This is a genomic window from Pseudomonas umsongensis (genome assembly GCF_012647205.1).
GTDB lineage: Bacteria > Pseudomonadota > Gammaproteobacteria > Pseudomonadales > Pseudomonadaceae > Aquipseudomonas > Aquipseudomonas umsongensis.
Map to the genome: position 1 here is coordinate 4909417 of NZ_CP051487.1, position 25191 is coordinate 4934607.

A 25191-nucleotide genomic window follows, 5' to 3' on the forward strand; every position below is an offset into this window, starting at 1 on the left:
CATGAGGAATTTGTTAGTATTTTTCTTTATGTTTGTCTCCTCGGCCATTATTGCGGAGGAACCAGCTACTGCTAAGGACATTGAGCTATGCTTGCCAGATGAACAGGTCATCTTTCTCTGCAAGGCAAAACATAAGACTGTAGCGATTTGTGCTTCTAAAAATCTTAGCAATACAACAGGATTTGCTCAGTATAGAGTTTTTGATTTAGGTAAAGATATTATCGACTTTGTTTTCCCAGAACAGCGCATACCCCCTGGTCGAAATTTCATTATGGAGACTCATCCACTACCGGGCGGAATGGATATTAAAATTAAATTTTCAAATAATGGTTTATCTTACGTTATTCATGAACGAGATGCTCCAGTGGCGGGAGAGGGATTCGAGGGTCTGAACGAAGTAATAGTCAGACATAATGAGATAATTCTTGATTCAATAAAATGCATCAATGACGATTCGGGGGTACGAAGAGCGGGTTACGACAGTTTCTTTACGCAAGACTGATTTAACTTCCGAGTCTTGAACTGGCTGATGAAGAGCAAATTATGAAGAGCTATCTCGCAGTTTTTCTAGTAATTCTTACCTATGGTACTTTTGGGTATGCCTCGACTAAATGCATCGAGACAAAAGGATCATCATGCAATGAAAAGCTTAAATATAGCGACCGGATTGGTGAACGATATCGCACGTTTACAATACTTAGGGACGGTAAAACTGTAAGAGTCCTTCGTGGAGACGTAGGTAAGGGTGGAACATTCGAACGAATTGATCACCCAATATTGTCGCCAGACGGCAATATCGTGTTGCTGAGTCAGATTGAATCCGGCGAGGTAGAAACATCGAACGGTTCGAAAACTTATCACGAGGTCGCCTATTGTGAATTGGTTGATTTACGCAACGGTTGCATTATTGCAAGAGAAACTGGTGAATTCTGCGGCGGCACATTTTCGCAAGATGGTCGGTGGGAAAACTCACTCTATCCTGAGTTCAGTTTGACTACTGAGACTCCTAGAGCAAAATATTATGCGGATGGCACGCAAATATTTGCAGATTCCCCCGCAGCCTCCTTTGACAATCTTCTATTTTGCGATCCGCCTGACACCAAGAACAAAAACGACTATCACATAATTATTGAGAAGCACAACTTCAAACTAGATAGCGCACAGCGCGAACTCTTAAAATAGAGTCTTGTTGACCCATTAGGCGTTACGAAGCGTTAAAAATAGGAGCTACTTAATCAACCGCCATCCTTAACTAGGTATGGCGGTTTTTTTCATTTCAAATCAAAGCCGCGACCTCACCCACCCCGCCACTTCCGCGTGAATCCCTTCCACCTCCCCCAACAACCCCGCCATCCGCAAAAAGTCATGAGTCATACCCGGCTGCTCCAGCAATGTCACCTCATTCCCCGCAGCCTCCAAACGTTCGGCATAGGCCAACCCTTCGTCATGCAGCGGGTCATAACCGGCCAGATACACCAATGCCGGTGCCATGCCCGACAGATCTTCGGCCAGCAGCGGCGAGGAGCGCCAGTCGGCGAGGTCTTGCGGTGTGCGCCCGTAATGGGCATAGAACCAGTCCAAGGTCGGGGTTTCCAGGAGGTAGCCTTCGGCGAAATCCCGGTGCGAGGCGCGGTGGGTGGTGGCGTCGGTCACGGGGTACACCAGCAGTTGGGCCTTGGGTTGCAGCGCCAGTTCCGCAGGCTCGTGTACGGCGATGATCGACAACACCGTGGCCAGTGTCGCGCCGACGCTGTCACCGGCCAGTGCCACCCGCGTGGCATCCAGGCCACGGGACGCGCCTTCGCGAGCCAGCCAGTTGCCGGCGTCGCAGGCGTCTTGCACCGGGGTCGGGAAACGCCATTCGGGGGCCAGGCGATAATCCACGGTCAACACGGCAAAACCACCCTGGGCTGCGAGGCGACGACATAGGGCGTCGTGGGAATCGAGGCTGCCGACCACGTAGCCACCGCCGTGGAAGTACAGGATTACCGGTTGCAGGCTATCGACGGGTTGGCCGTCGCGATACAGGCGTGCCGCCAGGCTGTGGCCGTCCCGGGCGGGGATGGTGAAGTGGTCGCAGGCGATGTGGTCCAGTGGTACATCGAGGAAGCTGGAAGAGGCCTCGAAGTCGACCCGTGCCTGTTGCGGGGTTTGTTCGTGCATTGGGCGGCTTTTGCCGGTGAGGCGGCCGAACTCGGCGAGTTCGAGGAAAGCTTCAAGTTCTGGCAGTACGGCCATTGGACGAATCCTTTACGTTTTAAGGTAGAAAATCTTGTAATCAACGCGGTCCCTGTAGGAGCTGGCTTGCCAGCGAAGGACTCAAAAGCACCGCGTTTATCCAACAAACACGCGTTATCGTTGGCGACCATCGCCGGCAAGCCAGCTCCTACAGGGGGGTGGTGTTGTCAGGCGATGGTTGGGGTGCGCTCCAATAGGTGTTCAAGCTGAGCGAGCAATTCGTCGCTGCGCAGCAACTCGTAGTGCCCGCCCGCCAACAGACGATCCACTCCGTGATGCCCCACCTGGGCCTCGAACACCCGGCGTTCGTCGTCGCGCCCGGCCACCCACCAGCGATGTGCCGTCACCTGTACCTTCGGCAATTGTCTCTGGGCCAAGGCGAGTTGTTTGAGCGACGAGCCAGTGGCGAATATCTGCGTCAGTTCACTAGCGCCCAGTGCTGCGTGGTCATTAGCGCCGTGCATGGCCGCCTCGATCACCGCGGCGGCGCCTTCGCGCTCGTTGAGGCCTTGGGCTTTCAAGGCAATCAATGCCTGTGCTTGTTCAGACGGTTGACCGAGGACAAACTTCAGGAAATCCGCCAAATCTTCGCGCCAGTCCCCCGCTTCGGCGGTACCCGCCACATAACTGTCGACCAGCCCGGCGAAGGCTACCGTCTGCCCCTGGCTCTCCAGTTCATGGGCGACCAATTGCGTCAACGCGCCACCCAGCGACCAGCCGAGCAGGTAGTACGGGCCTTGCGGCTGTTGCGTGCGAATGCGCTGGGCATAGGCCTGGGCCATGGCCAGCAACGACGCATCCTGCCATTGCGGGTCGAGCAGCATGCGGCATTGCAGGCCGTACACCGTGCGCCGTCCTTCCAGGCGGCGGGCCAGGGGCTCGTAGTCGAACACCGTGCCGAACCCGGCGTGCAGGCAGAACAGCGCCGGCACCTTCGCCACCCGGCCATTCAAGGCCAGCAACGGGTCCGGCGCACTCGAAGTCTCGGCAGCCTGGTAGCCACTGAGTTCAGCGATGCAGGGTTTCTGCATCAGGTCGCGCAGTTTCAATTCGAAGCCCAGTTGTGGCTGGCTACGCACCCGCGAGATGACTTTGAGCACCTGCAATGAGTCGCCGCCGAGTTCGAAGAAGTTGTCGTCGATGCCCACTTGCGGCACACCCAATACCTCTTGCCAGATCGTCGCCAGCGCGCATTCCAGCGCGTTACGCGGCGCGCGGTAACCGCCAAGCGTCCATTCCGGCACCGGCAGTGCGCGACGATCAAGCTTGCCGTTGGCCGACAGCGGGAAGCGCTGCAGCACCAGGATCCGCGCCGGCACCATGTAGTCCGGCATCTGCGTTTGCAGCTCGGCCTTCAAGCGCCGATCCAGCCCGGCAGCGGCAGCGGCCACTACATAACCGACCAACTGTTTGCCAGTGGGCGTGTCATGCACCACCACGGCGGCATCCTGCACCCCTGCGCAATCACGCAGACGGGCTTCGATCTCGCCCAGTTCGATGCGGAAGCCGCGGATCTTCACTTGCTGGTCGAGCCGGCCGAGGTAGTCGATCAACCCACACTCGCGCTGGCGCACCAGGTCGCCGGTGCGGTACATGCGACCACCGGCCGCGAACGGATCGGCAATGAAACGCTCGGCGCTCATGCCCGGCCGCTGGTGGTAACCACGGGCCAGGCACTCGCCGCCCAGGTACAGCTCGCCGCTGACACCGACCGGCAACGGATTGAGGTCGGCGTCGAGGATGTACAGGCCACGGCCTGCCACACCACGGCCAATCGGCGCATAGGCCGCCTCGCAGGTTTCGCTGGCTTGCGCACGCCACAGCAGCGGCGTGACCACGGTTTCGGTCGGGCCGTAGCCGTTGACCAGGCGCTGCGGACGCAGGGCGCGCTTGACCTGCTCGAAGCTGGCGTCCGGCACCGCATCACCGCCAAAGCAATACACCTCGACCGCCGGCGGATTGCCCAGGCGCTCGGCCACTTCGGCCATCTGTTGCAGGTACGCCGGCGGGAAGCAGGCGACGGTGACGTTGTGGCGATGCAGCACCTCCAGGGTCTGTTCCGGGGTCCACAGATTGTCTTCACGAATCACCAGGCTGCCACCGGCCAACAGCACGCTAAGCCAGCGTTCCTGGGCACCGTCGAAGGCGAACGACATGAAGTGCAGTTCGCGGCTGCGCGGCGCCAGTTCGTAGAGGTCGATGATGCCGCGACAATGCCGGGCAATCGGTCCACGTTCCACCGCCACGCCTTTGGGCTGGCCGGTGGAGCCGGAGGTGTAGATCAGGTACGCCAGGTGCCCCGGCAGTGGATGGGAGACCGGGCACTCAGTGCCGCCAACCAGGCTCGACTGATCCAGCAACACGCGTGGCGGGCTGTCCACCAGTGGCAGGCGATCACCCAGGTCGCTGTCGCACAGCAACAGGCTGGCGGCCGAATCTTCGAGCATGTAGGCCAGGCGCTCGGCCGGGTAGGCCAGGTCCAGCGGCAGATAGGCCGCACCGGCCTTGAGCACGGCAAGGAACGCGACGATGGTGCGCTCCGAACGGGGCAAGGCCACCGCCACCAGGCTTTCCGGGCCAATGCCTCGACTGATCAACAACTGCGCCAGCGCATTGGCCTGGTGTTCAAGATCGGCGTAGCTGACTTCGCGATCCTCACAGAACAAGGCGATTTTCTGCGGTTGACTGCGCACATGCTGATTGAAGCTGTGCAGCAGATCAGGGTTGTCGCTAAAGGCTTGCGGCAGGCTCACGCGCGCTTCGGGCAGGCCGATGTTACCGAGCAGACAGTCCGCATCCTCCGGCAACGCACGCAGCAAACCTTCCAACTGTGCGCGAATGCGCTGCACTTCCTGTTCACTGAAGCGATCTCGCAGGTACAGGTACTCGACTTCCAGGCCCTGGTCGTTGGCGCTGACCATCAAGTCCATCGGGAAGTTTGTGACGCCGCCGCTGCCGACTTCGGCGAAGCGCAGCTCACCTTCCTCGCCCCCTTTCAAGGCACGGTCCACCGGATGATTTTCAAACACGATGATGCTGTCAAACAGGCCCTGGCCACCCTGCCCGGCCCAGCGCTGCACGTCGGACAATGGCGTATGTTCGTAGTCGCGCACGGCCAGGTTGTAGTCCTGCAAGTCACGCAGCCACTCGCCCAGCGGTTGTTGCGGGTCGAGGGTCTGGATCACCGGCAAGGTGTTGATGAACAGGCCGAGCATGTCCTGGGCACCGGCCAGCCCCGTCGGCCGCCCCGCCACTGTCGCGCCGAACGCTACGCTGCATTGGCCGCTGTGACGTTGCAGCAGCAACAGCCAGGCGCCTTGCACCAGGGTGTTGAGGGTGACGCGCTGACGCTTGGCGAAACGGTGCAACTTGCGCGTCGCCTCGGCGTCGAGGTCACTGTACATCACGCCGTGACCGGAACCTGCGGCACCCGAGGCCGAGGCCAGGATGGTCGGTGCCTCGAGCGACGCCAGGCTCTCACGCCAGAAGCTTTCTGCCTGCGCCTGGTCCTGGCGTTGCAGCCAGGCGATGTAGTCGGCATAGCGCCCGGTCAGCGCCGGCAGGCTGTCGTGGTGGTACAGGCGCAGCATCTCGCCGAGCAGGCGCGAGGCACTCCAGCCATCGAGCAGCAGGTGATGGTAGATCCAGATCATCTGGTACCGTTCTTCACCCAGGCGCACCAGGACAAAGCGCATCAGCGGCGGGCAGCTCAGGTCGAAACCCTTGGCCTGTTCGGCGGCGGCCAGTTCGCCCAGCGCCTTTTCTGTGTCGCTGTGCTCACGCCAGTCGAGTTCCTCGATCGGCAACTCGACGCTGGCGAACACCGCTTGCAGCGGATCGGCCAGGCCATCGCGCCAACGGAACGCGGCGCGCAGGACTTCATGACGCTGGATCAAGGCTTGCCACGCCGCGCGGAATCGCGGCACCTGCAAGCCGTCCACTGCCACGCTCAACTGGTTGACGTAGGGGTTGAGCTGCGGCGATTCGAGGCAATGGAACAGCATGCCCTGCTGCATCGGCGACAGCGGATACAGGTCTTGCAAGCCTTCGCGGGCGGTGGAATCGATGTGCGGCACCAAGGAAAATTCCTCGACTGCAGGCACTTCGACCAACACGGCTTCACGACGGCTCGCCACCGCGGCCAGTGCACGAATGCTCTGCTGCTCGAACAACTGCTTGGGACTGAACACCAGCCCGCGCAGCCCGGCACGGCTCACCGCTTGCAGCGAGATGATCGAATCACCGCCCAGTTCGAAGAAGTTCTCGGTGACGCCCACCGAGTCCAGGCCGAGCAAGTCCTGCCAGATGTCCACCAACAGCGCTTCGGCAGGCGATGCGGCGGCCACTTGATCCTGAGTGTGTCGAGTCGCCTCAGGCGCTGGCAAACCCTGGCGATCGAGCTTGCCATTCGGCGTCAGCGGCAACGCGGCCAGGCATAGCAAATGCGCTGGCAGCATGTGCGCCGGCAAGCGACTGCGCAGGTGCGCGGTCAATGCATCCTGCAGTTCCTGTTCGTCAGCCAGCGGATCGCGCGGCACCACGTAGCCCACCAGTTGCCGGCCCACCGGACCGTCGCGATCAATCACAAAGGCTTCACGCACGCCTTCATGTTCGAGCAGGCAGGCTTCGATTTCGCCGAGTTCGATACGGAAGCCGCGAATCTTCACTTGCTGGTCGATACGGCCGAGGTATTCGACGACGCCATCGGCACGGAACCGCGCCAGGTCGCCACTGCGGTACAGACGCGCCCCCGGCACGAACGGATCGGGCACGAAGCGTTCGGCAGTCAGGTCAGGACGCTGGTGATACCCACGGGCAACGCCCTCGCCGCCCAGGTACAACTCACCCGCCACGCCAACCGGCAACGGCTGCAAACCGCTGTCGAGGATGTAGGCGCTGCGGTTGCCCACCGGCCGGCCAATCGGCATGAACGCCGAGTCGAATTCGGTCTCCGGATAGGCCAGCCAGATCAGCGGCGTGATCACCGTTTCGGTCGGGCCATAGCCGTTGATCAGGCGCTTGGGTTGCAGGACTTGCTGCACTTCGTCGAACGCATGCTTGGCCATCCCTTCACCGCATGGGGTGTAGGAGCGGATCGGCAGATCACGTCCCGCTTCGCCCATGAAATCGGCGATCTGCCCCAGGTAGCTGGGGGTGAAACAGGCGATGGTGATGCCGTGCTTTTCGATCTCGGCGCAGGTGCGCTCCACGCTCCACAACTCGTCGTCGCGCGGCATCACCGCCGAACCGAACACCAGGGGCGTCAGCCAGCGCTCGTGGGCGCCGTCGAAGCTGATCGAGGCAAATTGCAGTTCGCGGTCGTCCGGGGTCATGCCGTACAACTCGCCAATCTTCACGCAGTGCATGGCCAACGGGCCGTGGGCCACGCTGACGCCTTTGGGCCGCCCGGTGGAACCCGAGGTATAGATCAGGTAGGCGAGGTTTTCGCCACAGGTCAGGTTGACCGGGTTGCTGTCGGGCATCCCCTCAAGCGCTTCGCGGTCGATTTCCAGCACCGGCAAGCCTTCGGGCAGTGGCAGTTTTTCCCGCAGCCAGGATTGGCTGACCAGCAGGGAAATGCCGCTGTCTTGCATCAGGTAGCGCAGGCGCTCCGCCGGGTAGGCCGGGTCCAGCGGCACGTAGGCACCGCCGGCCTTGAGGATCGCCAACAGGCCGATGATCATCTCTGGCGAGCGCTGCATGGCCAGGCCGACCCGCTCTTCCGGGCCGATGCCCAAGGCGCGCAGGCGATGGGCCAACTGGTTGGCGCGGCGGTTGAGTTGGTCGAAGCTCAGTTCGAGGTCACTGAAGATCAGCGCCGTGGCGTCAGGTCGGATAAGGGCCTGGGCCTCGATCAGTTGATGCACGCACAGCGGATTTCTTTCTGCGGTGAACGGCGGGTTCCACTCCAGCAATTGCTGCGTGCGTTCCACCTCGGTCAGCAGGTCCAGCTCGCTCAAGGCCGCTTGTGGTGCAGCCACCATCGCCGTCAACAACGCGGCCAGGTGCTCGCTCATGCGCACGATCGCCTCGCGGCTGAAGTGGCTGCACTGGTAGCTCCAGTTGATGCTGAGTTGGTTTTCCGCGGTGGCCGCCAGGGTCAGCGGGAAGTTGGTGCGCTCGTGGTTTTGTGGAATCGAGAAACTCAAGCCAGCCGGTGCGCCCTGCTGCAAGGCCTCGGCGACCGGGAAGTTTTCGAACACCAGCAAGCTGTCGAACAGTGGCTCGCCGGCCCGTCCGGCCCAACGCTGGATATCGCCCAGCGCGGTGAATTCGTGTTCGCGCAGTTCCAGGTTCTGCGCCTGCAAACGCGTCAGCCATTGCTCGACACTTTCGATGGCGTCCGGACTGCTGATCACCGGCAGGGTGTTGATAAACAGGCCGAGCTGGCTTTCGGCGCTCGGCAAGTCCACCGGGCGCCCCGCCACCGTGGCGCCGAACGCTACGCTGCGCTGGCCGCTGTAGCGTTGCAGCAACAGTGCCCACGCACCTTGCACCAAGGTGTTGAGTGTCACTTTCTGCTGCCGGGCAAAGTCGCTGAAGCGCTTGCTGGTGGCGACGTCGAAGGTCTGGCGGTGATCGGCAAATGCCGTGTTCGCCCGGTTGTTGAAGCCCATGGTCTCGGCCAGCAGCGTCGGGTTGTCGAGACTCGCCAATTGCTCGCGCCAGAACAGCTCGTCAGCTTCGTCATCCTGGCGTTGCAGCCAGCCGATGTAGTCGGCGAATCGCCCGGTGGGTGCGGGTACATCCTGCCCGGCATAACGCTGCAGCACTTCACTGAGCAGCAGCGAATTGCTCCAGCCGTCGAGCAACAGGTGATGGTGGGTGTAGACCAGTTGCTGGCGCTCGTCGTCCAGGCGCACCAGGGTCAGGCGCATCAGCGGAGCGCGGGTCGGATCGAGTTGCAGGCGTTCGCTGTCGATCAGTTGCGCCAGCGCATCGGCCTGATTCTCGCGGCCACGCCAGTCGAGGCAGGTCATCGGCAATGGCAGATGACGATGCACCAGTTGCACCGGTGCCTCGAAACCTTCGGGGAAGTGGAAACTGCTGCGCAGGATCGCGTGGCTGTTGAGCACGGCTTGCCAGGCGCGGCACAAACGATCGGCATCGAGGCCACGGGCTTCGACGCTGAGTTGGTTCACGTAGGCGCCGGATTCGGATTCGTACAGGCTGTGGAACAACAGGCCCGCCTGCATCGGCGACAGCGGATACACATCCTCGATCTGCGCCGGTGGCACTGGCAGCGCGTCGAGTTGTGCCTGGCTCAAGCGCGCCAGCGGGAAGTCCGCCGGGGTCACGCCACCTGCGCCGTCGCTCAGGCAATGGTCGATCAGCGCCAACAGTTCAGCGCGGAAATCGTTCGCCAGGGTTTCAATCTCGCGCAGCTCGAAGCACTCGCGGCTGAAGGTCCAGTCGAGTTTGAGTTCACCGCCATAGACCTGGCCGTCCACCGACAGCCAGTTCGGCAACGGTGCATCCGCCGATTGCGCTGCGCCGCTGGATTCGCGTGCAGGCGTGAACAGCGCGTCCTCGGCGAAGCTCTGGTCGAACTGGCCGAGGTAGTTGAAGGTCACCCGCGCTTGCGGCAACGTGGCCAGCGTCGCTTGCGCCGCTGCATCGCCCAGGTAGCGCAACAGGCAGTAGCCCAGGCCTTTGCCGGGGATGTCCCGCAGTTGCTGCTTGATCGCCTTGATCGAGCCGCCGAGGTCGGCCATCGGCGTCAGGCGCACCGGGAACAGGCTGGAGAACCAGCCGACGGTGCGGGTCAGGTCGATGTCGTCGAACAGTTCTTCGCGGCCGTGGCCTTCGAGCTGGATCAGCGCCGATTCGCTGTCGGTCCATCGGCTGAGGGTACGAGCCAGTGCGGTCAGCAGCAGGTCGTTGACCTGGGTGCGATAGATCGCCGGGGCTTGTTGCAGCAGCTGGCGGGTCTGCTCGCGGTCCAGACCGATGCTGACGCCTTGGCGCAGATGCCCGGCCTGATTGGCTTGTGCATTGGCCGCCGGCAACGAATCGCTGGCACCGTGCAGGTGACTCTGCCACCAGCTCAATTCATTCATGGCCGTTTCGGACTTCGCATAAGCATTGAGCTTGTCCGCCCAGGCCTGGAAGGCACTGGTCTTGGGCGGCAGGTCCTGGCCTTGATACGCGGCCTGCAAATCTTCCAGCAGCACGCGCCAGGACACCCCGTCCACCGCCAGGTGGTGGATGACCAACAGCAAACGTTGCGAACCATCGGCCTGGGCGATCAGCGCCACGCGCAGCAGCGGCCCGTCTTGCAGGCTGAGGCTGCGCTGGGCTTCATCGCACACCGATTCCAGCGACGCATCACCGGCGACGCGGGCAGTCCAGAGCATGTCGATGACATCGGCGCTGTCGGCGCCGACATAACGCGCCGACCATTGGCCGTCGACCTGGCTGAAACGCAAGCGCAGGGCATCGTGCTGCTTGAGCACACGTTGCAGGGCGCCTTGCAGGCGCGGCAGTTCGAGGGTTTCGCGCGGCGTCAGCAACACCGCCTGGTTCCAGTGGGCTCGCTGCGGGATCGGTTCTTCGAAGAACCAGCGCTGGATCGGCGTGAGTGTTTGCACGCCATCCACCGACCCTTGCTGCGCCAGCGGTGCGGCTTGTTCTTTCACCACCGCGGCCAGGGCTTGCAGGGTCTGTTGCTGGAACAGGTCGCGCGGTTGCAGGCTCAGGCCGGCACGGCGGGCGCGGCTGACCACCTGGATTGAAATGATCGAGTCGCCGCCCAGTTCGAAGAAGTTGTCCTGACGGCCGACCTGCTCCAGGCCCAGCACGTCCTGCCAGATCTGCGCCAGCACGCGCTCGTGTTCACTGCGCGGGGCTTCGAACGCGCGCTGGCTGACCTGGGCGGTGGGTGCCGGCAGGCGCTTGCGCTCGAGTTTGCCGTTGGGGCTCAAGGGCATGTGTTCGATCAGCACGGTCTGCGCCGGCACCATATAGTCCGGCAGGCTGCCGAGCAGATGACTTTTCAGGGATTCGCGCCAGCTGCCTTGCTGCACCGCATCGGCACCGAGTAACGCGCGATCCTGCGGCACGATGTAGGCCACCAGTTGCTTGCCGCTCGGGCCGTCGAGGGCCAGCACTACGGCTTCCTGCACACTGGCATGTTCTTGCAGGCGCGCTTCGATTTCCCCCAGTTCGATACGCAGGCCGCGAATCTTCACCTGGTGATCGATCCGCCCGCAGTACTCGATGGCGCCATCGGCACGGTAGCGCGCCAGGTCGCCGGTGCGGTACAGACGCTCGCCGCTGCCGAACGGGTCGACCACGAAACGCTCGGCAGTCAACGCGCCACGGCGGTGATAACCCCGGGCCAGGCCGATACCGCCCAGGTACAGTTCGCCCACCGCCCCCAGCGGCATGGGTTGCAGTTCGCTGTCGAGGATATAGGTGCGCAGGTTGCCGATCGGCCTGCCGATCGGCACGCTGTCGCGACCCTCTTCCCCGCACGTCCAGTGGGTCACGTCGATGGCCGCTTCGGTCGGACCATACAGGTTGTACAGTCGGGCTTGCGGTAGGCTGCGCAGGGTCTGGCGTTGCAGCTCCATCGGCAGCGCTTCGCCACTGCAGACGATGCGGGTCAGCGAGGTGCAGGCCAGCGCCTCATCGGCAGCGATGAAGGCCGAGAGCATCGACGGCACGAAGTGCAGCGTGGTGATGGCTTGCTCGACGATCAGTGCAGCGAGGCGTTGCGGATCGCGATGCTCGCCTGGAGCGGCGATCACCAGCGTCGCGCCTTTCATCAGCGGCCAGAAAAACTCCCACACCGACACGTCGAAACTGAACGGTGTTTTTTGCAGCACGCGGTCGCTCGGCAGCAAGTTGTAGGCCTGCTGCATCCACTCGAGGCGGTTATGCAGGGCTACATGACGGTTGCCCGCACCTTTCGGTTTTCCGGTGGAACCGGAGGTGTAGATCATGTAGGCGAGATTTTCGCCGACAGCCAGGTTGGGCAGATCATCGCCCGGCAGTTCGCTCAGCCACTCGGAATGCGCTTGCAGGCAGAGGGTGCGCACGCTGTCCGGCGTCGGCAGTTGCGCCAGCAGGTGTTCCTGGGTCAACAGCAGGGAAATGCCGCTGTCCTCGATCATGTAGCCCAGGCGATCGAGCGGGTATTGCGGGTCCAGCGGCACGTAGGCGCCGCCGGCCTTGAGGATCGCCAGCAGGCCGACGACCATTTCCAGCGAACGCTCGCAGGCGATCCCGACGATCACTTCCGGGCCGACACCCTGGGCGCGCAAGTGGTGGGCCAGGCGGTTGGCGCGCAGGTTGAGCTCGGCGTAGCTCAGGGACTGGCCCTGGAACACCAGCGCCGTCGCCTGTGGATTTTCCATCACTCGCGTTTCGAAATGCCGCTGTACGCAGACTTCGCCTGGATAGTCTTGAGCGGTGTCGTTGAGGTCGTCGAGGATGCGCAGGTGCTCGTCGGCATCGAGCAACGGCAATTCGGCCAGCGGGATTTGCGGGTTCGCCAGCACCCCGGCCAGCAGGTTGCGCCAATGCCGGGCCAGGTGCTCGATGCGTTCGGCGTCGAACAGGTCCGTGGCGTAGGTCAGGCTGGCGAACAGCTTGTCGCCCTCTTCCTGGGTGTCCAGTTGCAGGTCGAACTGGGTGGTGTGCGCCGTGGCGTTCAGCACCTCGACACGCAGGCCGGCGAGCAAGCCGCTGACCGCTGCGGGTTTGGCCTGCTGGTGGTTGAACATCACCTGGAACAACGGGCTGTGGCTCAAGCTGCGTTCGCCTTGCAGGGCCTGCACCAGGCGCTCGAACGGCAAGTCCTGATGGTCCTGGGCATCCAGCGCAAAGGCGCGGGTCTGCTCGAGCAACTGAGCGAACGGCAGCCGGCCATCGAGTTCGGCGCGCATCACTTGGGTGTTGACGAAGAAGCCGATCAGGCCACGGGTTTCCGCGCGATTGCGGTTGCCGATCGGCACGCCAATACGCAGGTCGGACTGGCCGCTGTAGCGATAGAGCAAGGCCTGGAAACTGGCCAGCAACAGCATGAATGGCGTGACGCCGCGCTGTCTGGCCAGGGACATCAGGCCAGTGGCGAGCGTGTCATCCAGGGCGAAGTCCAGACGAGCGCCGTGCTGGCTCGGTTGTGCCGGACGCGGGCGATCGATGGGCAACTCCAGCAGCGGCTGTTCGCTGCCGAGCTTTTCACGCCACCAATCGAGTTGACGTTCAAGCTCGCCGGCTTCCATCCAGCGCCGCTGCCAGGCGGCATAGTCCGAATACTGGATCGGCAACGCTTCAAGTCCAGCGCTCTGGCCTTGGCAATGGGCCGCGTAGAGCCCTGAGAATTCTTCGACCAGCACGCCCATCGACCAGCCATCAGTGACGATGTGATGCAGGGTCAGCACCAGCACATGGTCATCAACGTCCAGCTGTAACAGGCTGACGCGCAACAGCGGGCCGTGTTGCAAGTCGAACGGCCGGGCAATCTCCGCCTCGACTTTTTTCATCGCCGATTCAAGGCGCAGCGCCTCGGGCTCGGCGCGCAGATCGTGCTGTTCGATGGGCAGCGTGTTGAAGCTCGCCAGGGCTTGCATCACCTGGCCGTCTTCCTCGACAAAACGGCTGCGCAGGCTCTGATGACGCTCCAGCAGCACGTCGAAACTCTGTTGCAGCGCCGCAAGGTTCAGCGGCCCCTGCAGACGCAGGGCCACAGGAATGTTGTAGGCGCTGCTCTGCGGGTCGAGCTGCCACAAGAACCATTGACGCTGCTGCGCATAGGACAATTCGAAAGTCGCTTGCGGCGTGGCGGCGGGCGGGATCGGCAGCTGGCCGAAGCTCACGCCCTGCTCCTGCATTTTTGCCAGAAACTCACGGCGCTTGTCGGCCGGCAGGCCAGCGAAGCGAGAGGCGATACGCGAGGCGGTGCTGTGTTCCATCAGTTGATCTCCATCTCGTCCAGAAGCGACTCAAGCGCATCCAGGCGTGCAGCGTTGTCAGTCGGGGCTTGTTGCCAGGCGTTGGCGGCATAAGCCTGAAGGTCGTTGCTTTCGAACAGCACGCGCAGCGGCAGCTCAATGCCCAGTTCCAGTTCCACGCGGGCACTGGCCTGGGCGGCGAGCAGCGAATGCCCGCCCAATTCAAAGAAGTTGTCACGCCGCCCGATCCGGGCCACGCCCAACACCTCGGCCCAGATCGCCGCCAGCTGCTGTTCGAGCTCGCCCTCGGGGGCTTCGAACGGACGCTGCCATTCTTGGGCATCCGGCAGCGGCAAGGCCTTGCGGTCGAGCTTGCCGTTGCTGGTCAGCGGCAAGGCATCGAGCAACAGCCAGTGCCTAGGCACCATGTAATCCGGCAGATCGACGCTGAGTGCGGCGCGCAGGGTGTCGCGCCAGGCGATCGGATCATTCGAAGTGAGTTCGGCGACGACGTAGGCGCACAGCTGCGGACCGCCGTCATCGACATGCACGCTGATCACCGCCTGACGCACGCCCGGTTGCGCCAGCACGGCCGCTTCGATCTCGCCCAGTTCGATGCGGAACCCGCGGATCTTCACTTGCTGGTCGATCCGCCCCAGGTAGTCGATGCTGCCGTCGGCGCGCTGGCGCGCCAGGTCGCCGCTGCGATACAGGCGCTGCGCCGCATCGAAGGGGCTTGGCACGAAACGCTCGGCGGTCAGGCCGCTACGCCCGTGATAACCGCGCGCCAGGCCGGCGCCGGCGATGTACAGCTCCCCCGCCACGCCCACTGGCACCGGTTGCAACTGACTGTCGAGCAAGTACCAGCGCAGGTCGCGGATCGGCAGGCCGATCGGGCTTTGCGCCTTGGCATCGAGGTCGGCCAGGCGGATCGCGCGGTAGGTCACGTGCACCGTGGTCTCGGTGATGCCGTACATATTCACCAGCGTTGGTTGTTGGTCGCCGAAGCGTTCGAACCAGGGACGCAAGCTGGCCACTTCCAGCGCTTCGCCACCGAAGATCACCTGGCGCAACGCCAGGCTGCGCGGACTGGCGCAGGCAATCGGCAACAACTGGCGGAACGCGGTCGGGGTCTGGTTCAGCACCGTCACCCCTTCATCGCAGAGCAAGCGATGAAACGCCTGCGGTTCGCGACTGATGTAGTACGGCACGATCACCAGGCGCCCACCGGTGCACAACGCGCCGAATAACTCCCACACCGAGAAATCGAAGGCGTAGGAGTGAAACAGGGTCCAGACATCGTTCACGCCGAAATCGAACTCGCCAGCAGTGGCCGTGAGCAGGCGCCCGACGTTGCCATGGCTGAGCAAGGCGCCTTTTGGGCGGCCTGTGGAGCCGGAGGTGTAGATCACGTAGGCCAGATTGTCCGGGCTTGCCAACGGCGCCAGGTTGTCGGCGCTGTAGCGGTCCAGCTGCAACGCCGTCAGATCAAGAACCTGCACGCCTTCGCGGGCCGGCAAGCCGTCGATCAGGTGAGATTGGGTCAACAGCAACCCAATGCCGCTGTCATCGATCATGTAGCTCAGGCGCTCGACCGGGTATTGCGGGTCCAGCGGCACGTAGGCGCCACCGGCCTTGAGAATCGCCAGTAAGCCGACCACCAGCGGTATTGCCCGCTCGGTGGCGATACCGACCCGCACTTCGGGGCCGACACCCTGCTCGCGCAGTTTGCGCGCCAGGCGGTTGGCCTCGGCGTTGAGCGCGGCGTAGCTCATCTGCTCGCCTTCGCAGGTCAGTGCGATGGCGTGTGGGCGTTGCGCGGCCTGGGCTTCGAACAGCTGATGCAAGGTGGGCGATTGCGCTTGTGCCTCGAAGGTCGGATTCCAGTGCTGGATCAATTCGCCGTATTGCGGCGCTTGCAGCAGCGGCAATTCGGCGACGCGCTGCTGTGGGTTTTCGACCACTGCGCGCAACAGGTTCAACCACTGTTCGGCGAAGCGCTGCATCGAGGCCTCGTCGTACAGGTCGGTGGCGTAGCTCAGGTTGGCGTCCAGTTCATCGCCCTGCTCCTGGGTATCGAGCACCAGATCGAATTGCGCGGTGTGCTGCTGCCAGTGCAGGCGCTCGACCTGCAAATCGGCCACCGCGCGCTCGACACTGGCGTCGAGTTTTTGCTGATGGTTGTAGAGCACCTGGAACAACGGACTGTGATTGAGGCTGCGGTCCGGTTGCAGTGCATCGACCAGTTGCTCGAACGGCAAGTCCTGATGAGCCTGCGCGTCCAATGCCGTTTGCTTGACCTGTTGTAGCAAGGCGCTGAACGGTTGCTGCCCGTCGATCTCGGCACGCAGCACCTGGGTATTGATGAAGAAGCCGATCAGGCCTTCGGTTTCCAGGCGTGAACGCCCTGCACTCGGCACGCCGACGCTGATGCCCGACTGCCCGCTCTGGCGGTGCAGCAGGGTCTGGAAACTTGCCAGCAACAGCATGAACAGCGTCACTTGCTGTTCTTGCGCACGCTCGCGCAAACCGGCCAGCAGCTGGCGATCGACGTTCAACGCCAGGCTGGCGCCGCGCTCGCTGCGCCGGACCGGACGGGTCAGTTCGCTCGGCAACGCCAGCGGCGCCTGGCTGCCCGCCAGTTGCTCGCGCCACCACGCCAGTTGCCGCGCACCCTCGCCGGCTTCCAGCCAGTCGCGCTGCCAACGGGCGTAGTCGCTGTAAGCCACCGGCAGTGCCTGCAGGTTGGCAGCACGCTCTTGCACGGCAGCCTGATACAGCGCGCTGAATTCATCGACCATCACCTGCATCGACCAGCCATCGGCGGCGATGTGGTGCACGGTAAGCACCAGCACATGGTCTTCGGCGCTGACGTGCAGCAGCAAACAACGCCACAGCGGGCCATGGCGCAGATCGAACGGCCGGGCGATTTCTGCGGCCACCGCAGTGTTGATTGCCGACTCATTGATGGGCTGTTCATTGAACTGCAACGGCAGCTCGACATGCACCACCGGGCGCGCCTGCTGGCCCTTCTGTTCGAAGGTGGTGCGCAGGGTTTCGTGGCGAACCTGTAACTGGGCGAAGGTTGTGCGCAGGGCCCGGCGGTTCAGCGGGCCTTTGAGGCGCAGCGCCGCCGGGATGTTGTAGGCCGCGCTGTGTGGGTCCAGTTGCCAGAGAATCCACTGGCGTTGCTGGGCGTAGGACAGCAGGCGCGGTTGATCGTCCGACGCGCGTTGCAGCGGCGGTTGGCCGCTGAGGTTCGCTTGCGCCGCATGCTTGGCGAACTCCGCCAGATTCGCCGCAGAGAACAAATTGCTCACCGACAGCTCAAGTTGCAGTTGCTGGCGTACACGGGAGATCACTTGCAGCACCAGCAATGAATGGCCGCCGAGCTCGAAGAAGTTGTCGTCGCGACCGACTTTCTCGACCTGCAGCACGGCTTGCCAGATCTGCGCGAGTTGCGTCTCCAACCCTTGCATCGGGGCAACAAAGTCGCGTTGCACATCGCCCGCTTCAACCCGTGGCAAGGCCTTGCGGTCGAGCTTGCCGTTGTTGTTGAGCGGCAACCTGTCGAGCAGGACCATGTGGTTGGGCACCATGTATTCCGGCAACGAGCGCTGCAGGACGGCTTTGAGCCCTAGCAGGTATTGAGCCTGCAAAACCACCGTGCTGCTGGCGACGATGTAGGCCACCAATTGTGTGCCGTCCTGGGCGATGACGGCGGCTTCGCGCACCTCGTCCCGGGCTTGCAGGCAGGCTTCGATCTCGCCCATCTCGATGCGGAAACCGCGAATTTTCACTTGATGGTCGATCCGTCCGACGTACTCCAGATCGCCGTTACCGTTGTAGCGCGCCAGGTCGCCGCTGCGATACAGCCGTGCGCCCGGTTCGCGGGCGAAGGGATCCGGCAGGAAACGTTCGGCGGTCAGCGCCGGGCGGTCGAAATAACTTTGCGCCAGGCAGGCCGGTGCGCCGATGCACAACTCGCCAACGCCGTCGGCCGGCAGTAGCTGGCCGGCAGCGTCCAGTACGTACAGCGCACGGCCAGGGATGCCGCGACCGATTGGAATGCCAAAGGCATCGCTGGCATCGGCCAATCGGCATTCATGCACGCTGGACACCACGGTCGCCTCGGTCGGCCCGTAGGTGTTGAGCAGGCGCACGTGGCTCAAACCCGCTTGATGCCACAGGCGCAGGCCTTCCACCGACATGGCTTCGCCACCGACGTGTACCTGGCGCAAGTCGCCGAGGCTTGGCACGACACCGCTGGCGCATTCGCGGGCCAGCAGGAACCAATAAGCGGCCGGCAAATCGGCAACCGTCACGCCCTGCTCGACGATTTCGGTGGCCAGTCGGCCAGCGTCCCACAGGTCATCGCCGCGCATGATCAAGGTTGCGCCGACGCACAATGCCGGGAAGCATTGTTCGACGAAGCCGTCGAAGCTGAAAGTGGCAAATTGCAAGACGCGATCGGTTGGTGACAGCCTTGAATAGTCGGCGGCGGTCTGACAGAACTCGCGCAGGGCGGCGTGGGTGATGGCGACGCCTTTGGGTTGGCCGGTGGAGCCGGAGGTGTAGATGATGTAGGCGAGATCGTTGGCGACAGGGAGGACGCCTTCGCGGGCAAGCCTCGCTCCTACAGAGGTTGTGGTGTCTTCGAGAGTTAGGCACGGCACGTTTGATGGCAGGTCGCGCAGCAGGCCGGATTCGTGGAGCAGCACGTCGAGGCGGCTGTCGTTGATCATGTAGGCCAGGCGTTCGGTTGGGTATTTCGGGTCGAGGGGGACGTAGGCCGCGCCGCTTTTCAGGACCGCCAGCAGGCTGACGATCAGTTGCGGACCACGGCGCACGGCCAGGCCGACACGCTTGCCGGGGCCGGCGCCGTTGTCGATCAGGCGCTGGGCCAGGTGGTCGGCTTGGGCATCGAGTTGGCCGTAGCTCAGGCTGTGGCCGTCCACTTGCAATGCCAGTGCATCGGGCGTGGCGGCGGCTTGCGCGGCGATTTGTTGGTGAGCCAGAAGCGTTGTGGATAACTCAACCGCAGGCGGTTGGCTGATCGCGAGCACCGCGTTCTGGCCGTCGACATCGAGCAGTTCCAGCGAGCCCAAAGCCGCCTCTGGCGATGCCACCAATTGCATCAGCAGGTGCTGCAAATTGGCTGACAACTGGGCGATCTGCGTCGCGCTGAAACGCGCCGCGTCATAACTGAACTCCAGCCCCAGGCCTTCGCCCAATTCGATGCCCAGGGTCAACGGATAGTGGGTGCGCTCGTGGTTGTGCAGGTTGGCGAACGACAACCCGGCCGGCGCGCCCTGTTTCAGCGCTTGGGCCACCGGGAAGTTTTCGAACACCAGCAGGCTGTCGAACAACGCAGCCCCCTGCTGCCCCGCCCAGCCTTGAATGTCGTACAGCGGCACATGCTCGAACTCGCGCATGGCCAGGTTCAGGCCTTGCAGTTCGCCCAGCCACTGGCTGACGGTCTGGTCCGGTTTCATCGCGCATACCAGCGGCAGGGTGTTGATGAACAAGCCCAGCTGTTGTTCGATCCCCGGCAACGGCGCCGAACGTCCGGCCACGGTGGCGCCGAACACCACGCAATCCTGGCCGGTGTAGCGTTGCAGCAACAGGCTCCAGGCCGCTTGCAGCAGGGTGTTGAGGGTGACTTTGTGCTGGCGGGCGAAGTCGGCCAGATGCTGGGTGGCGCGGCTGTCGAGTGTGAGGCGATGCTCTTCGCTGCCCGTCGCGTCTACCGGTGGACGCAAGGCTTCAGCCAGCAAGGTCGGCGCTTGCAGCGGTGCCAATGCGGCTTTCCAGAACTGCTCGCCGGCAGTTGCCGATTGCTGTTGCAACCAGCCCAGGTAGTCGCGGTATTGACCGGCTGGCACTGGCAGCGGCTGGCCGGCGGCGTAGTGCTGGATCACTTCGGCCAACAACTGTGCGTTGCTCCAGCCGTCCATCAGAATGTGGTGACTGGTGTGGATCAAGTGCCAGGCATCAGCGCCGGTACGTACCAGTTTCAGGCGAAACAGCGGCGCCATGCCCAGCTCGAATCCTTGCGCGCGCTCGGCGTCGGCCAGTGCGTCGGTGTCAGTGGCTTCAAGCACTTGGAGCGGCAACGCGACCTGTCGGGCAATCGCCTGATGTGCGGTATCCAGGCCTTGCCAGTGGTAGCTGCTGCGCAGGCTGTCATGACGCTCGACCGCGGCTTGCCAGGCGCGGGTAAATCGCTCGATGTCCAACCCGCCGATGTCCAGGCGCAACTGACTGATGTAGGCGCCGACCTGCGGTTCGTACAGGGTGTGGAACAGCATGCCCTGTTGCATCGGCGACAGCGGATACAGGTCTTCAAGATTGGCAATGGCGAGCGGCAGCCCGTCCAGTTGCGCCTGATCGATGCGCGCCAGCGGGAAGTCCGATGGCGTAGCTTGCGCGGCTTCAACGGTGCAGCAATGTTCGATCAGCGCGATCAGTTCCTGCGCGTAAACGTCGGCCAGTCGCTGGACGGTCGCAGTGTCGAACATCTCACGGCTGAAGCCCCAGCTCAGGGACAATTCGCCGCCGTAGACCTGACCTTCAACCACCAGCCAGTTGCCCAGTGGGGCCGACGGGTCCTGCGCGATGCCGTTGCCTTCGGTAGACGGGGTGAACAACGCCCCTGCTTCGAACTGACGGTCGAACTGCCCAAGATAGTTGAAGGTGATGCGCGGTTGCGGCAACGCCGCCAGTTCGGCGCGTGCCTGTGCGCTGCCGAGGTAGCGCAGCGCGCCGTAGCCCAGCCCCTTGTCCGGGACGCTGCGCAGTTGTTCCTTGATGGTTTTGATCGACGCGCCGAGATCGGCAGCGGGTTTCAGGTTGACCGGGAACAGGCTGGTGAACCAACCCACGGTGCGCGTCAGGTCGACGTCATCGAACAGGTCTTCGCGACCATGGCCTTCGAGCTGGATCAGCGCGCTGCCTTGCCCGCTCCAAAGGCAAACGGCGCGGGCCAGTGCGGTCAGCAACAGATCGTTGACCTGGGTGCGGTAGGCCGCCGGCACCTGTTGCAGCAGCTTGCGGGTTTGCTCGCTATCGAGCTTGAGTTCGAGTTTATGTTCGAAGCGGTTTTCCAGCGCGCCGTTCGGGCGTTCGCATGGCAGGTCATCTGGCGCGTCTTGCAGTTGGTTCTGCCAGTGGCCGAGGCTGCGCTCAAAAACTGGCAGATGCGCCTGCAAGCGCGTGACCCAGCGCTGATATGAGCTGGTTTTCGTCAATGCGGTGCCGCCGTTATAGAAGTGCTGAAGGTCTTCCAGCAGCACACGCCAGGACACACCGTCCACCGCCAGATGGTGAATTACCAGCAGCAAACGCTGGCTGCCGTCAGCCATTGAAACCAGCAGTGCACGCAGCAACGGTCCGTTGTGCAAATCGAGACTGCGCTGGGCTTCGTCGCACAAAGTGCTGAGCTGCTCGACCGATTGTGCCTGGTGTTGCCACAGCACCGAGTCGGTGGTCGGCGCGGCATAGGCCTGCTGCCAGCCGCTATCTGTCTGTTGATAACGCAGGCGCAAGCTGTCGTGATGGGTCAGTAAATGTACCAGGGCACGATCCAACGTTTCGACGTTCAACGCCTCGCGCGGTACCAGCAATAGCGACTGGTTCCAGTGCTGGCGCTCTGGAATTGCCTGTTCGAAGAACCACCGTTGCACCGGCGCCAGCGCCACCGCGCCACTGGCCGGGCCTTGGTCGATCAGTTGTTGCTCGCCACTGCGCGCCGCCTGGGCCAGGCTGCGGATGGTCTGGTGCTGGAACAGGTCCTTGGGGCTGAGCAGGATCCCGGCCTGCCGTGCGCGGCTGACCACCTGCATCGAGACAATGGAGTCGCCGCCCAGCTCGAAGAAGTTGTCTTCCAGGCCGACGTTGTCGATGGCCAGTACGTCCTGCCAGATCGCCGCGAGAGATTTTTCCTGGGCACTGCGTGGCGCGACGTGTTCGCGTTGTTGCTGGCTCCCGTCCACCGCCGGCAGCGCCTTGCGGTCGAGTTTTCCGTTGGGGGTCAGCGGCAGTTGCTCGAGGAACAGCAGGAACGCCGGGACCATGTAGTCCGGCAGGCGCTGGCGCAAGGCCGCTTTCAGGGATTCACGCAGGGGCGCCTGCGCGTCGAGGTCGTCCAGCATCGCCGGATCGGTCGGCACGATGTAGGCCACTAGTTGCTGACCGTTGATACCGTCCTGGGCCAGCACCGCCAGTTCGCGCACAGCATCCTGCTGCAACAGCTGCGCTTCGATTTCACCCAGCTCGATACGAAAGCCCCGGACCTTGACCTGATGGTCGATACGGCCGATGTACTGCAGGGTGCCGTCGGCCTGATAACGGGCCAGGTCACCGCTGCGGTACAGGCGTTCGCCGCTGCTGGAAAACGGATTGGGCACGTACTTTTCAGCGGTCAGGCCTGGCCGTGCCAGGTACCCACGGGTGATGCCCGCGCCACTGAGGTACAGCTCGGCGGATACGCCTTGCGGCACCGGTTGCAGATCCGCATCCAGCAGATAGCTGGCGGTGTGTTTGAGCGGGCGGCCAATGTTGGCGTGGCCACCGGCCTCGCGGCGGGTCCAAGTGGAATAGGTGGTGTCTTCCGACGGACCGTACAGGTCAAAGACGTGCTCGACGCTCGGCTGCCGGTACAGCGCGTCCACCAGGCTTTGTTTCAACGGTTCACCGGCGAGGTTGATGATGCGCACGCTCGACGGGATCTGCCCGTCGCGCTGCAACGCGTTGATCGCCGACGGCACGGTGTTGATCAAGCGCACCTGATCCCGGGCCGGCAGCTGCGGCAACTCCAGGGCGTTGCGGGCAATGATCAGCGATCCGCCGTTGGCCAGGGTGACGAACAGTTCCCACACCGACAGGTCGAAGCACACCGAGGTCGACGCCAGCACGCCTTGAATGTCGTCGCGGCTGTACACCGATTGCGACCAGTCGATCAGCGCCAACACGTTGCGATGGACAATCGCCACGCCCTTGGGCTTGCCGGTGGAACCGGAGGTGTAGATCACGTAGGCCAGGTTGTCCGGCGTGACGCCGGTGACGGGGGCGCTGATGGGGTAAGCCGCCAACGAGAGGCTGTCCATCAGCAGTACTTGGGTATCGCTCGCCACGCTCAGGGATTTGGCCACTTGCGCTTCGGTCAGCAACACCAAAGCACGGCTGTCTTCGAGCATGTAGGCCACGCGTTCGGCGGGGTAATCCGGGTCCAGCGGCACGTAGGCACCACCGGCCTTGAGCACCGCCAGCAAGGCCACCAGCAGGTGCTCGGAACGCTGCATGGCCACGCCGACCCGCACTTCCGGGCCGACGCCGAACTCGATCAGCTTGTGTGCCAGGCGATTGGCTTGCTGGTCGAGTTCGCCATAAGTCAGCTGGCGGGTGGCGAAGGTCACGGCAAGCGCATCCGGGGTGGCGGCGACTTGCTGGCTGATCAGCTCATGAATGCACAGGTCTTGGGCGAAGCTGTCATCGGCGCGGTTCCAATCGTGGACGATGCGCTGGTATTCGGCTTGTTCCAGCAGCGGCAAATCGCTGATGCGCTGCTGGGTATCGCTGACCATGCCCTGTAACAGGTGCGTCCAATGTTGCGCCATGCGCGCGATGGTCGCGGCGTCGAACAGGTCGTGGGCGTAGGTCAGCGCGGCGTGCAGCTTGCCGCCCTTCTCAAAGGTGTCGAGCGTGAGATCGAACTGGGTGGTGCGCCCTTGCCACTCGATCATGCCCAGCGCCAGGCCGGACGCCGTGGTCACAGTGGAAATGTCCGCGACCTGCGGCTGGTGGTTGTACATCACCTGGAACAACGGCGTGTGGCTGAGGCTGCGTTCCAGCTTCAACGCTTCGACCAGGCGCTCGAATGGCAGGTCCTGGTGGGCCTGGGCGCCGAGTGCAGTTTCCTTGATACGGCGCAGCAGTTCATCGACCGTGGCCTGGCCGTCCAGTTGCGTACGAAGCACCTGGGTGTTGACGAAGAAACCGATCAGCCCTTCGATCTCGGCGCGGTTGCGGTTGGCGATCGGTACGCCGACGCGGATGTCGGTCTGTCCGGTGTAGCGGTGCAGCAGCACGTTGAAGGCGCCGAGCAGGAGCATGAAGAGAGTGATGTTGTGTTTCTGCGCGGTGGCCCGCAGTTGCTCGGCCAGTTGTCCGTCAACGGCGAACTCGTAGCGGGTGCCGCGATAGCTTGGCATCGCCGGGCGCGGGTGATCGGTGGGCAGCTCCAGCACCGGATGTTCGTCGCCCAGTTGCACCTGCCAGTAGTCGAGCTGACGCCCCTGTTCGCCCGCCTCCAGCCAGCGGCGCTGCCACAGGGCGTAGTCGCTGTACTGGATCGGCAAGGCTGCCAGTTGCGGTTGCGTACCGGCATCGAAGGCGTCGTAGCAGCGGATGAATTCGTCGATCAGCACGTTCATCGACCAGCCGTCGGACACGATGTGGTGCAGGGTCAGCAGCAGGACGTGTTCCTGTTCGGCAAGCTTGAGCAAGGTCACGCGCAACAACGGGCCAGTGCCCAGGTCGAACGGCAGCACCGATTGGCGCTCGGCGGCTTCGGCCACGGCCTGCTCGCGCGCGGCGGCCGGCAAGGTACTGAAATCCACCTGTTCGATCAGCAGCGGCGCCGTGGCCGGCACTTGCAGCAAGCTGTCGTCGGCCTGCACGGCAAACACCGTGCGCAAGGTTTCGTGGCGCGCCACCAGGCTGGCGAATGCCTGCTCCAGCGCCGACAGGTTCAGGCGGCCGGTCAGGCGTACCGCACCTGGCAAGTTGTAGGCGCCGCTTTGCGGGTTCAGCTGCCAGAGAAACCACATGCGTTGCTGGGCGTATGACAGCGCCTGGCGATCCTCGGCCTCGACGCCGGCCGGGATCGGAAACCGGGCGAAATCCACGCCCTCCTTGTGCAAGGCCGCGAGGAACATCTGGCGCTTTTCCAGGGGCAACCCGATAAACCGGCGAGCAAGTTTCAAGGAGTCTTCAGCATTCATTTCTCAGCATCCGGATCAGTAGGCAGGAAGCACAAAGGCACGTCGTCCCT

At 63.1% G+C, this 25191-nt stretch carries 5 protein-coding genes; 2 read left to right on the forward strand and 3 right to left on the reverse strand.

What is annotated here, in order from left to right; all coding sequences use genetic code 11:
• The first annotated feature begins 1 nt into the window (after position 1).
• Positions 2-502, forward strand: a complete 501-nt coding sequence (locus tag HGP31_RS22140) for a hypothetical protein (protein ID WP_168758686.1) — start codon at positions 2-4, stop codon at positions 500-502.
• A gap of 41 nt (positions 503-543) precedes the next feature.
• Complete coding sequence (locus tag HGP31_RS22145; protein ID WP_168758687.1) at positions 544-1182, forward strand: hypothetical protein; 639 nt, start codon at positions 544-546, stop codon at positions 1180-1182.
• A gap of 99 nt (positions 1183-1281) precedes the next feature.
• On the opposite strand, the gene HGP31_RS22150 is transcribed toward HGP31_RS22145, so the two are convergent.
• The 3 genes from HGP31_RS22150 to HGP31_RS22160 form a co-directional block, all read right to left on the reverse strand.
• Positions 1282-2238, reverse strand: coding sequence for an alpha/beta hydrolase (locus HGP31_RS22150; protein ID WP_168758688.1), 957 nt, complete (start codon positions 2236-2238; stop codon positions 1282-1284).
• A gap of 167 nt (positions 2239-2405) precedes the next feature.
• Positions 2406-14159, reverse strand: a complete 11754-nt coding sequence (locus HGP31_RS22155; protein WP_168758689.1) for an amino acid adenylation domain-containing protein — start codon at positions 14157-14159, stop codon at positions 2406-2408.
• The gene (locus HGP31_RS22160) at positions 14159-25141 is read right to left on the reverse strand and encodes a non-ribosomal peptide synthetase (RefSeq protein WP_168758690.1); all 10983 of its coding nucleotides are present in this window, start codon (positions 25139-25141) and stop codon (positions 14159-14161) included. The genes HGP31_RS22155 and HGP31_RS22160 overlap by 1 nt, the downstream gene beginning before the upstream one ends.
• Positions 25142-25191 lie beyond the last annotated feature (50 nt).

Coding starts and splice junctions, on each gene's coding strand:
- HGP31_RS22140 (WP_168758686.1), top strand. CDS start 2: ATGAGGAATTTGTTAGTATTTTTCTTTATGTTTGTCTCCTCGGCCATT.
- HGP31_RS22145 (WP_168758687.1), top strand. CDS start 544: ATGAAGAGCTATCTCGCAGTTTTTCTAGTAATTCTTACCTATGGTACT.
- HGP31_RS22150 (WP_168758688.1), bottom strand. CDS start 2,238: ATGGCCGTACTGCCAGAACTTGAAGCTTTCCTCGAACTCGCCGAGTTC.
- HGP31_RS22155 (WP_168758689.1), bottom strand. CDS start 14,159: ATGGAACACAGCACCGCCTCGCGTATCGCCTCTCGCTTCGCTGGCCTG.
- HGP31_RS22160 (WP_168758690.1), bottom strand. CDS start 25,141: ATGAATGCTGAAGACTCCTTGAAACTTGCTCGCCGGTTTATCGGGTTG.